At 64.1% G+C, this 13,140-nt stretch carries 9 protein-coding genes; 3 read left to right on the top strand and 6 right to left on the bottom strand.

Translation table 11 applies throughout. The annotated features are described in order from the left end of the window. Positions 1-23 precede the first annotated feature (23 nt). The gene (locus SH412_RS25245; RefSeq protein ID WP_336520807.1) at positions 24-1,016 is read left to right on the top strand and encodes a Gfo/Idh/MocA family protein; all 993 of its coding nucleotides are present in this window, start codon (positions 24-26) and stop codon (positions 1,014-1,016) included. Positions 1,017-1,346: 330 nt separating this feature from the next. On the opposite strand, the gene SH412_RS25240 is transcribed toward SH412_RS25245, so the two are convergent. The 3 genes from SH412_RS25240 to SH412_RS25230 form a co-directional block, all read right to left on the bottom strand. Then, on the bottom strand, positions 1,347-2,405 hold the full coding sequence (locus SH412_RS25240) for a DnaA/Hda family protein (protein WP_336520806.1): 1,059 nt from the start codon (positions 2,403-2,405) through the stop codon (positions 1,347-1,349). Between the two features lie 215 nt (positions 2,406-2,620). Beyond that, the gene (locus SH412_RS25235; RefSeq protein WP_336520805.1) at positions 2,621-3,925 is read right to left on the bottom strand and encodes a Gfo/Idh/MocA family protein; all 1,305 of its coding nucleotides are present in this window, start codon (positions 3,923-3,925) and stop codon (positions 2,621-2,623) included. A gap of 156 nt (positions 3,926-4,081) precedes the next feature. Further along, a complete protein-coding gene (locus tag SH412_RS25230) occupies positions 4,082-4,681 on the bottom strand; it encodes a helix-turn-helix domain-containing protein (protein WP_336520804.1) in 600 nt (199 codons plus the stop codon). A gap of 345 nt (positions 4,682-5,026) precedes the next feature. Between SH412_RS25230 and SH412_RS25225 the strand changes: the two genes are divergently transcribed. Then, positions 5,027-6,130, top strand: coding sequence for a DUF1570 domain-containing protein (locus tag SH412_RS25225; protein ID WP_336520803.1), 1,104 nt, complete (start codon positions 5,027-5,029; stop codon positions 6,128-6,130). Between the two features lie 669 nt (positions 6,131-6,799). Next, a complete protein-coding gene (locus tag SH412_RS25220; RefSeq protein WP_336520802.1) occupies positions 6,800-7,180 on the top strand; it encodes a hypothetical protein in 381 nt (126 codons plus the stop codon). A gap of 229 nt (positions 7,181-7,409) precedes the next feature. On the opposite strand, the gene SH412_RS25215 is transcribed toward SH412_RS25220, so the two are convergent. The 3 genes from SH412_RS25215 to secA form a co-directional block, all read right to left on the bottom strand. After that, positions 7,410-8,711: a 3-deoxy-D-manno-octulosonic acid transferase gene (locus SH412_RS25215; RefSeq protein ID WP_336520801.1), complete on the bottom strand. Its 1,302-nt coding sequence runs from the start codon at positions 8,709-8,711 to the stop codon at positions 7,410-7,412. Positions 8,712-8,959: 248 nt separating this feature from the next. Beyond that, positions 8,960-9,088: a hypothetical protein gene (locus tag SH412_RS25210; protein ID WP_336520800.1), complete on the bottom strand. Its 129-nt coding sequence runs from the start codon at positions 9,086-9,088 to the stop codon at positions 8,960-8,962. Positions 9,089-9,536: 448 nt separating this feature from the next. Beyond that, complete coding sequence (gene secA / locus SH412_RS25205) at positions 9,537-13,115, bottom strand: preprotein translocase subunit SecA (protein WP_336520799.1); 3,579 nt, start codon at positions 13,113-13,115, stop codon at positions 9,537-9,539. Between the last annotated feature and the right edge of the window lie 25 nt (positions 13,116-13,140).

Here is a 13,140-nt window from a genome sequence, read left to right as displayed (position 1 = left end):
CCGCCCCCACCTGGAAGTCTGCCATGCCTGCGCCGATCATTCGGTTCGCACTCCTGGGCTGCGGTCGCATGGGATTGCATCACGGCCGCCTGCTCGCCCGCGATCTCCGCGCTACAATCCAGGCTGTCTTCGATCCCGTCACCGCCGCCGCCGAGGCCCTCTGCCAGGAGCTCGCCCCCGCTGCGGCCCGCTGTGCGTCGCTGGAGGCCCTCCTCGACCGGGACGATGTCGACGCCGTCGTCATCGCCACACCCACCGGAGATCACTTCCTGCACGCCTCCCGCTGCCTCGATCGCGGCTGGCACATCCTCTGCGAAAAACCCCTCGCCACCCGCCGCCAAGATCTCCTCGAACTCATCGCACGGGCTGGTCAAGCCAGACAGTCCGGAAAAGCCTTCTCCGTCGCCTACCAGCGCCGCCACTGGGCCACCTTCCGCACCCTCCGCAACGAAGTCCGCTCCGGCCGCTGGGGCGCCGTCCGAGCTGTCGCCGCCCACAACGTCGAAGACTGGCAATCCTCCATCCCCGGCACCTGGCGCGACGACCCCCTCCAGAACCCCGGCGGCTTCGTCGCCGACGCCGGCAGCCACAAGCTCGACACCCTGTTCTACGTCACCGGCCTCAAACCCCTCGAAGTCTTCGCCCGCAGCCAGAGCTGCGGCAGCCGCGTCGAAATCGTCACCAGCGTCTCCGCCCTGCTCGAACGGAACGTCATCGCCACGTTCGATTTCGTCGGCCACGCCCGGCACCTCGGCGAAGACCTCCACATCCACTGCGAACGGGCCGACCTGATCCTCCGGCAGGATCGGCTGTGGATCGCCCGCGACAATCGGATCGAGCCGTTCGAAGTCACGGCCCCGCAGTCCGAACCGGTCCCCGACTTCCTCGATTCCGTTTGTAACGGCGCGGAAGAACTTGCCCCACCAGAATGTGCGTTACCAGTATGGGAAACTACGCAGGCAATCCTGTCTTCCAGCCGATTACAAACTGTGGTACGTATCCCGTCGCTGCAATGAGCAAGGTTTCGCAGTCCGACAATCGATCGTCATCCAGAGCCGAGCGCCTCTTCCGGGCTCTCTCTTCTCTGGTTTCATGAAATGACATATCAGTCTTAGTAGAGCAGCGCCGGTCGCTGTGGATAACTCGGACTGTGCAGAGCCGAAGCGTCGTTGACAAAACAGCTTGCGTACCGTTCTCCACAATCGCCGCCTGTGGGAAACGTGTGGGACGCGCGGTGAGGGCGCGTGGGCCGGCTGACGATCCCGTACGGGGTTGTCGACGACGACGAACGTCGCCGCAGAAGCCTGTCGACAAACCCGCCCGGAGCCGCGCGGGTTGTCGACGAGTTATCCACATTCCGCCTGCGGCATGCGCTGCAGCCGACGCTTCAAAGACAGCACCTGCTGACGCAGCGTCGGCGACTGCTTGAGTTGATCCCGCAGCCTCTCGCAACCGTGCGCAACGGTCGTATGCGTACGACCGTAAAAGGCGCCGATCCGCTCCAGCGACTGCCCGGTCAACTCGCGCGTCAGCGACATCGCCACCTGACGCGGCACAATCAGCGCCTGTTGGCGCGATCGCGAAGTCAGCTCCGTCGACGGCAGACCGAACTCGATCGCCACAGCCGTCACGATCTGCTCGAACGACAGGAGTCGAACTTCAGAGGGCTGCTGCCACAGCAGTTCGAGCTGGGCGGCGGTCACCTGGTCCTGCCGGCGTCCGATCCGCCGCGCCAGCGACTCGATCGCCCCCCGGATCTCCCGCGGCGAACCCGTCAGCCGTTCGCCAGCCAGGTCAGTCGCGTCCTGGTCGAATGCCACGCCAGCCAGTTTTCCGAAGTGCTCGATCAGCCGATTCCGTCCCTCTTCGCCCGGCAGTCGAATCCCCGCCGTCAGCCCGCCATGCAGACGATTGGCCAGCCGCAGACTCAAACCATCGATCTCTGCGGCCGGCATCCGCGACGTCACCACAAGCTGGCGCCCATCCTCCAGCAGTTGATCCCATAGCGTCGACAAGCGCTCCTGCAGCCCCCCGAGCGGCGGCAGCTCGTGCACGTCTTCGCAGACGACAACCGCGTGTCCGACCAGCGTCGCCATCACGTCCGACCACGTTCCCAGTTCGTCCGCCGCCTCCAGCGTCTCCGCCAGATCGACCGCGCTGGCCAGCAGCAGCCGGCTGCGAGGCGCCTGATCGAGGATCCGTCGCAACGAAGTCCGCACCAGATGCGATTTCCCGGCGCCCGCCGGACCGTGGAGAAAGGTCAGCAGACCGTGGCCCCGATTCCGGGACTCCACCTGGTTGATCCGCTGCAGAGCCGACTGCGCAAACTGGTTCTCCGGGAACGCGATAAAGCGTTCCGGCGTACCAAGCGTGGCGAGGGGATCGGTCAGCCAGGGGGCGAACATGGGCGAACGACCGGAGTGTGGTCGGTTCGCAAGAGTCCGTTTGCGGAAGATCCTCCGTGAACGCAGAGCACCCGCACCGCGAGGCCGATGGGAATCGGCTGGCGGATGCAGTCTCTACCAGACCGAGAACCTAACGCGCTCTGTCCGGGGGAGCAATCGGGACGGCTGGGAAATCTCTGCCGCCGCCCGCCGAAATCCTCAAGCGCATGAGCGAGTTACAAATCCGGAAACGTCTGCGGAGTGCCGCGATCCATCGCCTCGTGGGCCATCAGCACCGTTGCTGTATTAATCAGTCCGTCGCGCACAGTGCAGACCGTCGCCGGATCGTTCGACCGGACGTGCTCGATGAACGACACCAGCTCGTCCCGCGTGTCATCGCCGGCCGCGTCGATCTCGAACGGCGTCCCCCGGCGCGCCCAGGGATCGCTGGAAAGCTTCAGCGTCTTGCCGGAGGTGACAACCGCGGCGTTTCGATCAGCGGCTTTCGACCAGGCGATGTCGTCCGCCGCGGCTTCGCGGTAGAGCAGTCCTTTGTTCTGCGACAGGAACAACGTCCCCTTCGTTCCCAGAATCAGCTCGCTCGCCCCCTCGTATGCATTGTTCTGCAGCGAGGACCAGGTCACCCGGACCTGATAGGGCCGGTTGTCCACGCCGGGCGGCAGCGGCGGCGCATTCGGACGTTCGGGCGGCGGCGTCACCTCGTACTCGTAGATGCAGAAGACATTGTCCGCCACGTCGCGACCGTCGCGCCAGTAGTCCACGCCCCCCGTCGCCAGCACCCGCTTCGGCGGCACGCCGAGCATCCACTGCACAACGTCGAGCTGATGACTGGCCAGCTCGGCCAGCAGTCCGCGGGAAAAGGGACGATACAGCCGCCAGTTCAGCTTGTGGTCGAGCCGGGTGAAGTCCTCGTGCTCCGCCGCGACCGGGACCGGTCTCCGCCAGTCGTTATGGCGATGCCACTGACATTCGACGGCGGTAATCCGCCCCAGGAGTCCCGTCTGAACCATCGCGACCGCCTGCTGGTAGATCGCGTTGGACCGTCGCTGCAGCCCCACCTGGAAAACGGCCCGCTTCTCTTCGACCAGTCGCACCAGGCCGCGGGCCTGATCCAGATCGTAAGCCAGCGTTTTCTCGCAGAAGACTGCGCACCCGGCCTTGAGCGCCGCCGAAGCCATCTCGAAGTGCAGAAAGAGCGGCACCGCGATCGCCACTGCCTGCGGTTTCGTTTCGTCGAGGAGTTTCCGGTAGTCGCTGAACGAACGCGCCTGCGGCCCGGCGTACTGCCAGCCCCGTTCCAGGTGCGGTCCGTAGTCGTCGCAGACGCCCACGATGCGGACGCCTTCGATCGTACTCAGCGAACGAATCAGATCGCAGCCCCGACCTCCGGTGCCGATCACTCCCACCGTGATCGGAGCCGAATCCTGAGCGGCAACCGGCTGAGCGGCGCAACTGGCCGCCAGCACAGCTCCGGCGCCTCGGAGAAACGATCGACGATCAGCAAAGTGCAGGGGAGACATGGTCGTTTCAGATTTCGAGGTCAAAGTGTCGCGAGCCTCACCCTTCCTGCCCCCTCTCCCGCCGTCTTCGGTGGGAGAGGGCCGGGGCGAGGGTCTTCAATCGACCGAAGAGTCATGCATCGGCCGCCAACGCATCGAATCTCCTCGTTGCGCCGCCTATTGATAGATCACAACGAGAAACACCATCGCATCCGAGCGGCCCGAATTCTCCAGGGAGTGCACGACATCGGCGCGATAGCTGGCCGAATCACCCTTCGCCAGTTCGGACGTGTCCTCGCCCGAGGTCAATCGGATGCGTCCCTGCTCGACCGTCAGAAACTCCCGCGTCCCCTGAAAGTGAGCCGCACTTCGAAGCGACCCGCCGGGTTTCAGGCGGACCGTGTAGAACTCGACATCCTTTTCGAGGTGCAGCGGAGACAGCGTGCGGATTTCGCAGTCGGCGTCGGACCGGTACAGATGCGCCCGATCATCGGCCCGGATCACGTGAATCGACGACGATGCGCCAGGAATTTCGACGAACTCGGCCAACGACATCCCGAACGCCTGGGCGATCTTGCAGGTGACTGCCAGCGTCGGATTGGCCTGGTTCCGTTCGATCTGGCTGAGCATCGAGCGGCTGACGCCGCTCCCGGCGGACAACTGCTCCAGCGACCAGCCGCGCTGCTGCCGGAGCACTTTCACGCGCTCGCAGACCTGGCTGCTGATCGGATCGGCGTGGCTCTCGGCCGGCGCAGCGACAGCCTTACGACGGGGCATGGAAAATCTTCCCGGAAACGACGGGCCGCCAGACGGGCGACCCTGACCTTACGCTACTTCCACCTGCAGACAGAAGCAATCACAGCACAAATGTACGATCGACCCTTCGGTACGACGGACGTCCTCGTCCGTCGTTGTCTTAGTCAAAGTAGGGTGAGTCGAGTCTTCGAGGCTCACCTCTGCCATAACGAGTTAGGGTGAGCCTCGCGAACTCGACTCACCCTGTAAACCGTGCCTCATCGGAACTTGGAATGAGCCGTGATCGCCTCCAGAGTCTCCCCCACCAGCAGCCCACAACCTGCTAAACTGAACCCCCCCGCTCTGCTCACGATTCCGGACATTCCCATGTGTTTCCGCAGAACCATCGCCGCCGGGCTGCTTCTCCCGTGGTGCCTGCCCTCGGCCTCCGCCGATGTTTTTACCGTCAAAGACGACAACGGCGAGCAGGTGACCGTGTCGGCCCGCTGGGGCGGCAGCGGTCGACAGGTGGCAGTCCTCGAATTCCCCAACGGTCGCGTACAGCCCATTCCCGAAGATCGGATCCTCGCCCGCGAGCCGGCCGACGATCCAGCACCTCTCACGGGCGAAGAACTCGCCGGGCAACTCGTCGACCGCTTCGGAGCCGGACGCACGGTCACGCGGGTTGAAGCGCCGTACGTGCTGGCCGTCGTCATGGCGGCTCCGAACGGGGCCGACCGGGCGACGAAGAATCGCGTCCAGGCCCTGCTGAAGAAGGCGGGCTTGTTCCTCAAAGGGGTGCAGACTTCGTTCGAGAACGAAATGCGGGAGCTGGAGATCGACCTGCAGCCGCTCCGCTACGCTCTGCCAGTCGTCATCTTCGAGTCCGACAGCGACTTCGACGCATACTACCGGACCGAGCTGGGAGAACAGGCCGGACTGTCGGCGAAGAACGTCGCTTCGTTCTACGACGTGCTGTCCAATCGTCTGATCCTGCGGGCTCGCGAGTGCCGGTCGTTCGATACGCCGCTGCACGAGTCCATCCATCAACTGGTCTACAACCGCGGCCTGATCCGCCGGCTCGCCCCGGTCCCGCTATGGCTGCACGAAGGCTTGGCCAGCGGCTTCGAAGGGGACGGCGTCCGCGTCAAGAGCGGTCCCCGCGCCGTCAACGAGCGGTATGCCTCAGTGGCACTGCGGACGCGCAAAGCCGACTGGACCGATCTCGTCGAAAACGACAAGGCCTTCCAGGGGGATGTTCTCGCCGCCCAGGCCTACGCCCAGTCCTGGGGACTCCACTGGCTGCTGCTGACTCGCTACCCGGAAGCCTATCAGCAGATTTTGAAGCACTACCGTCAGGTCGAGCCGCTGGCGGAACCGGACCCGGCCGAGCGAAAGCTGCTCGTCGAAAGATCGACCGGGAAGACGCTGCCAGAGCTGCAGTCAGAATTCGTCGAGGCGGTCTCCAAGGCCCGAGCCCGGAAGCGCTGACATCGACAAGGAACGCGACAATCCGGGTGGCCCGGGGCAGGAGCGTCTTCGCGATGCCCCGGTCCGTTTTCTGCTCCCTCGCCCAGCGCCGTTTCCTCGTTCCCAGGCTCCGCTTGGGAACGAGGAGAGAAAAGTCGCGGACGGACGAGGCCGTCCATCCTACAGAAGTCGCCGTCTGCGTACGGTGGACGTCCTCGTCCGCCGAGGGACGCCGTTCTCCGCGGGCGGAGACCGCCGTCTTTGCATTGGAAGACGTGAATCATGCGGACTCACAAAGAGGTGGGGAAAGACAAGCGCTCCCCTAACTTCACTCGGGACTGAAGAGGCGCGTCCGATCTGCGACCCCGGAAGGGGTCGAAGAATGTAGCCGGGGGTTGAGGAGCTTTGCTCCGACACCCCCGGAACGCGGCTGCGACCGCTGCGACCGCTCTGGGGTCAAAAACGGCGGGTGGCCGGGGCAGGAGCGTCTTCGCGATGCCCCGGTCTTATTCCTGCTCCCTCGCCCGGCGGCTTCGCTGGGAGAGGGCTGGTGTGAAGGGCACTGACGTATCTCGTAACGTCACCTCTTGTTGCGGAGACCGTTCTTTCAGGGAGAACCGTGGCGTTTGAGGGTAGGATAATCTGAGCGACGTTGTTTCGTGTCGCGCGGCTGGGACGGTTCCCCAAGCGATGGCGGGCGACAGCTTCTCAGCCGCCGCACTGAAGGACAAAGGCGAGAGGGTGGCAATGAGCAACAGAACAACGGGATACACGGCGGAAGTGATCGGTGCAATCCTCGCCAACCTGTTTGTGTTTGCCGTCGCATTTAGCGTCGGGGCAATCGTCGGTACGGAGCCTGCATCTGTCGACCATCCGATCGAAGGAGGCAGCGCCCAGGCTGCAGAAAACGGAATCCAGGGCGGCGTTCATCTTGTGAAATACGTCGCATGGACCTACGTCATTTCGTTGGGCCTGATACCTCTCGTCGTCTCGGGCCTCGGGGCATTCCTCGCTGCGACGCTGGGGTTTGTGTGTTACGCGTGGCGCACGATGCCGCGCCCAGACCCCTAGGCTTCCACATCAGTCACTCTCCTGTCAGCCAGGGCGCGGCGATCGAGACCCCTTCGATTCTGGTTTGTCAGATGGATACGTTTCGTTGATATCGGTTGAATGCCAAAACAATTAAGAACGCCGTCAGTGCCATTCATCTCTGGGACCAGTGGCGCATCTTGCGAACTAGAAACAGCCAAATAGCTTCAGTGAGGGTCGAGGTGCCAACCAACGACACTCCCGAATCACTTCAAGCCGCGCGCCGCGGCGCACTCTCTCCCGGCCAGACCGCTTCCAGCAGCTCGACCGTCCGCTGCGTCGCCCCCTGCTGCATCTCGACAAACTCGCGGGCGCGTCGAGCACGTCCTGTCGCAAGGTCCGGTTCGCTCAGCAACCGACGAACGGCAGCCGTCAACTCGGCCCCGTCGCGGACGACCTCCGCAGCATCCCGCGCGAGCAGCTCGGCGACGATGTCCTTGAAGTTCCAGGTGTTCGGTCCGAATAGCACCGCGGCCCCATAGGCCGCCGGCTCAAGCATGTTCTGCCCACCCCGCTGCGTCAGACTCCCCCCCACAAAGGCGACGTCGGCCAGACCCCAGCACGCCCCCAGTTCCCCGAGCGTGTCGAGCAGCAGCACCGGCTGACCGGAAATCGTCGCGGCCGGCTGGCTGCGACGGAACAGCGGCAGCCCCCGGTCGGTCACGAGTCGCGCGACATCTTCGAACCGTTCCTTGTGCCTGGGGACAAGGATCAGTCGCAGTTCGGGAAACTGGAATCGCAGTCCCAGCCAGGTCTCGACCGCCAGTTCCTCCTCGGTTTCCTGCGTGCTCCCCGCAATGAAAACCCGCTCGCCCGGTTTCAGCCCGAACGCCTTCGCCAGCTCAAGCGTCCGGGGATTGTCGCGCCGCAGCTCGACGCGATCGAACTTGATGTTTCCAGTCACCCGGACGCGATCCGGCGACCCCCCCAGCGCGATCAGCCGCTCGCCGTACTCCGGCGTCTGCGCGCCGACGAGGCTCAGGCCGCCGAGCAACCGCGACACCAGCGGACGCAGCCGCTGATACCCCCGGAAACTTCGGGGACTCATCCGCGCATTGATCAGTGCGACGGGAATCCCCAGCAATCTCGCCGCCAGCAGAAAATTCGGCCAGAGCTCCAGCTCGACAAGCACGATCAGATCGGGACGGACCGACCGCAGCGCGCGGCGGACGGACCAGGAGAAATCGAGCGGAAAATAGGCGACGGTGCACTGCGGGAACTTGGCCCGCGCTACGTCGTAGCCGGTCCCCGTGGTCACGGTCAGCAGCAGCTCGGCGGTCGGATGCCCGGCCTGCAGCGCGGGGATGAGTCCCTGAAGCTGCAGCACCTCGCCGACGCTGACCGCGTGGATCCAGAGGCAGCGCTGTTCCGGAAACCGTCGCTCGATGCGGCCGACGAGTTTCTCCCGCAAACCGGCGACCGGCTTGCGCTGCACCCAGCGGCGGTAACACAGCCACGGCGCAGCGAACAACAGCAGCGAACCGTAAATCAGGTTGAGCAGCAGCGCCGCCATCGGGACTCCCTTCCCCAGTGTGCAGGGAGTTATAGCCGGCCCCGCCATCCGCGCACAGCGGAGTGCCAAGCCGCCTTGGCCGGGTAGGGTGAGTCGAGTCCGCGAGGCTCACCTCTTCTACCACCAGTGTCCCATGAGTCTCGTAAACGGGTGGCTGGGTCGGAGTCCGCGACGACCCAGTTTCCACGGGGTGCGACGCTGGCTCCGGGTCGTCGAAGACTTCGACCCGGCCACCCTTCGCGACTGGCTTAGCGAATCTTTGACATCACATGCAGGTAGATCAGCGACCCGCCCGAAATGGCCAGCGACGCATACACAAAGTTTTCGGGGGACCAGAGATGAATCCAGTCCACGACCGACAGGACGAGCGATTCCATGACAGGCGCCTCCCAGAAGTTCCGGGAGTCGAGCATGACCCCCGCTGGAGAGACTAAACACGGACCGCAGTCCGCAGGATTTCCTCGAACCGGCGACTCTGGCTCCGGAACGACGACCTCAGTGAGGACTCGCGGAATATGCCGTTTCTGCGGGAGCGCTGCCGCTAACCATCACTGCAACAACGTGTTACGACGCTGCACTCCGCCGCAGAATTCCGCAGTCGCCACGAACCATTCTGCAACAGGCGGCGCATTTTGCGCCGCCTGGGATAACTGGCGAAGCAGGATGAGGCGTGTCGAGCGCTTTGTCACGGTCACGTTTTCGGCTGCTGATGCAGGACGAACAGGGAGCAACCAGAGGAAGTCTCTTGGGTTTCGCTGTTGTCTGGCTATTCGCTATTCCCTGCTCGCTATTCGCTCAATCTGGAGTCCAAAGTGTGGCACAGCACTACGAGTTCAAACCGCAGCACTTCTTATACTTCTTCCCGCTGCCGCACGGGCAGGGGTCGTTCCGCCCGACCTTGTCGCCGAAGTTGCGGATCGTCTCCACCGCCTGCACTTCGCCCGGACCCGTCGAGCCGCTCCCGCTCGACGTCGTCTGCTGCTGCGGCTCCGCTTCAATCGCCGCCGGGGCGGAGTGCGTCGCGGCGCTGATCCGCCACAACGAACCGACGAACTCCGGACTCTGGTGCTCGATCCGGAAGATCGCCGAGGTCACCTGACCCCCGATCCGGTCCCACATCTGCTCGAACGCCCGCATCCCTTCCCGACGGTACTCGACCTTCGGATCCTTCTGGGCATATCCCACCAGGCCGATCCCGGCCCGCAGATGGTCCATATAGTAGAGGTGGTCTTTCCAGGCGGTGTCGAGGATCTCCAGGATCAGCGACCGCTCGGTCTGATACAGCTCGGGCCGGAACCGTCGCTCGAACCCGACGCGGACGGCCTTCGCCACGGCATCCCGGCCGGATTTTTCCAGTTCCGTCGCGTCCAGGCTGGCCTGGAACTCGGCATTCGCCCAGTTGATCAGGTTCTGCAGTCCCTGCGGATCGACGGGGTGTTCCACCTTCGCCCCGTTCGCGCCGGGACCAACGCCGTTCGATGCGCCGTAGGCCTTGTCGAGATAGCCGTTAAGCTGCTCGATCGCCGTCCCTCGCGCCAGAAACTTCTGGCTCAGTTCGAACAGCATCCGGGCGATATCGTTGCGAGGTTTCGACTCGACCTCGCCGGGATCGAGATGCGTGTTGAACCGCCCGCTCGCCCAGCGAATCAGGCCTTCCCGGTCGTAGCGCTCCCCGGCCCCGGCCCGTTCCGCCATGAAGTTCGTCATCCCCACCGAGACGGGGAATTCGACTTCCTTGTGCCGGTACAGCTCGTCGATCCGGGCACGGATGAACGTCGCGGCCTGTTCCGGAGTCATGTCGTTAAAGACATCGGGTTCCAGTCCGATCGCGTACTGTTGCGCCACCCAGCCGACCAGCGAGCGCTGATTCCAGTCGGGGGCCAGGAAGGCGTCCAGCGGGCTGTAGTCGATCCGGGCCAGCGCCTCGCGGGCGCGGTCCAGCAGATAGACCTGCAGGCCTTCGAGACCGATCTTCTTCAGCTCGCGATCGTTGGTGTTGAGGGCGAACCGCGCGTTGACCCAGCGGGCCATCGCGTTCCAGTTCCGTTCGCGATCGTCTGCGACGTCCTCGGGCAGGTTCTCGTCGATCTGTTCCTGAATCGCCAGATCGGCCTGCCGCTCGGCCTGCCCGGCGATGTGCGCCTCCGCCTGCTCGCGCGTCATGTTCTGGACGTCGCGCGGCTCGATGTCGAGCCCCAGCGCCTGACTCGCCCACTCCGCCACCGTTTCCCAGCGGTAATTCGCCGACAGAAAGTGCTTCGTCCAGCGTTCGAGCTGCCGGTCGATCATCTCCAGAATCAGGGAACGGCAGTCCGAACCCTCCAGAATCCCCTGACGATAGCCGTAAACGCGCTTTCGCTGCTCGTCCATGACTTCGTCGTATTCGAGCAGATGCTTTCGCATGTCGAAGTGCCGCTCTTCGACCTTTTTCTGCGCGGCCTCGATCCGGTTGCTGACCATCCGGCTCTCGATCCGCTCCCCTTCCTGCATGCCGAGAGCGGTCAGCCAGTCCTTGACCCAGTCCCCCGCAAACTTCCGCATCAGATCGTCTTCCAGCGACAGGAAGAACCGGCTCGAGCCAGGATCCCCCTGACGACCGGCGCGGCCGCGGAGCTGCAGGTCGATCCGGCGGCTGTCGTGCCGCTCGGTGCCGACCACGTGCAGGCCGCCCAGCTCGGCGACCTTGCGCCCCTCGGCGACCATCCCTTCCTGCGTGGCGATCCGCTTCGTCGTTTCGTCCCACACCGACTTCGGGACATCGAGACGCGTCGCATAGATCTGCTTCAGCTCGTCCCAGGCCATGTACTCGGGGTTGCCGCCGAGGATGATGTCGGTGCCGCGGCCGGCCATGTTGGTGGAGATGGTGACGGCGTTGTGGCGGCCGGCCTGGGCGATGATCTCGGCCTCCCGCTCGTGGTATTTGGCGTTGAGGACGTTGTGCTTGATGCCGTGCTGCTTCAGCTTCAGGCTGAGGTACTCGGAGCTTTCGATCGAGACCGTCCCGACCAGCACGGGGCGGCCGGTGGCGTGGACTTCTTTGACTTCCTGAATGACCGCGTCCCACTTTTCATTCATCGTGCGATAAATGGCGTCGGGATGGTTGATCCGCTGCGTCGGCCGGTTGGTGGGAACCGCCAGCACGTCGAGCTTGTAGATCTTCCAGAACTCGTTGGCTTCGGTCATAGCCGTTCCGGTCATGCCCGAGAGCTTCTTGTAGAGCTTGAAGAAGTTCTGCAGCGTGATCGTCGCCAGGGTCTGCGTCTCTTCCTTGATCCGGACCCCTTCCTTCGCCTCGACCGCCTGGTGCAGCCCGTCGCTCCACTGCCGGCCGTCCATCTTGCGGCCGGTGTGCTCGTCGATGATGACGATCTCGCCCGTCGGCTCGACGACATAATGCACGTCGCGCTTGTAGAGCCAGTGGGCCTTCAGCGAGTTGTCGAGGAGGTGGGGCCATTCCATGTTGCCCGCGGTGTAGAAGCTCTCCACCCCGACCAGTTCTTCGGCATGCCGCACCCCCGCCTCCGTCAGGTGGCAGGTGTGCTCCTTCTCTTTGATCTCGAAGTGCTCCCCCGGCTTGAGCTGCCGGGCGATCCGGTCGGCCTTGGGGTACTTGGTGACGTCGTCGTGGGCGAGGCCCGAGATGATCAGCGGCGTCCGCGCCTCGTCGATGAGGATGTTGTCGATTTCGTCGATCACCGCATAAACGAGCTTCCCCTGCACCTGCGACTCGGCGGTGGGCTTCATGTTGTCGCGGAGGTAGTCGAAGCCGAATTCGTTGTTAGTGCCGTACGTGATGTCGCAGTCGTAGGCTTTCTTCCGTTCGTCGATCGGCATGTTCGACTGGATGGCGCCGACCGTCAGGCCCAGGCCCATGTAGGTCGGACCCATCCACTCCATGTCGCGGCGGGCGAGGTAGTCGTTGACGGTGATGACCTGCACGTTGCCGGCGAGGGCGTTGAGGAATGTGGGAAGGGTGGCGACCAGGGTCTTGCCTTCGCCGGTGACCATTTCGGCGATCATCCCCTTGTGGAGGATGTAGCCGCCGACCATCTGCACGTCGTAGTGCCGCATCTTGAGATAACGCTTGCCGGCTTCGCGGACGGCGGCAAAGGCGTCTGGCAGCAGGTCGTCGAGCGTCTCCCCTTTCGCCAGCCGGGCGCGCAGCCGACTGGCGGTCTGACGGAGCTCGTCGTCCGAGAGCTGTTCGTACGCCGGTTCGAGCTTGTTGATTTTGTCCAGCGGCGATCCGGGGACGATTCGCGCCTCCCCCGTTTTCTTATCGCGAACAAAGCCGATCTGCCGGACTCGGCGCTCGTTGGACGAGCCGAACAGCCCGGTGACGAACCGTTCGATGGTCGCCAGCACGGTGCTGAAAATGACGCCGATCTTCTCGAGAAATTCCATGACGCTATCCGCTCGCGGAGTTATC

Origin of the sequence: Planctellipticum variicoloris (assembly GCF_030622045.1) — a bacterium.
Classification (GTDB): domain Bacteria; phylum Planctomycetota; class Planctomycetia; order Planctomycetales; family Planctomycetaceae; genus Planctellipticum; species Planctellipticum variicoloris.
This window is presented reverse-complemented; position numbering and strand designations above follow the sequence as displayed.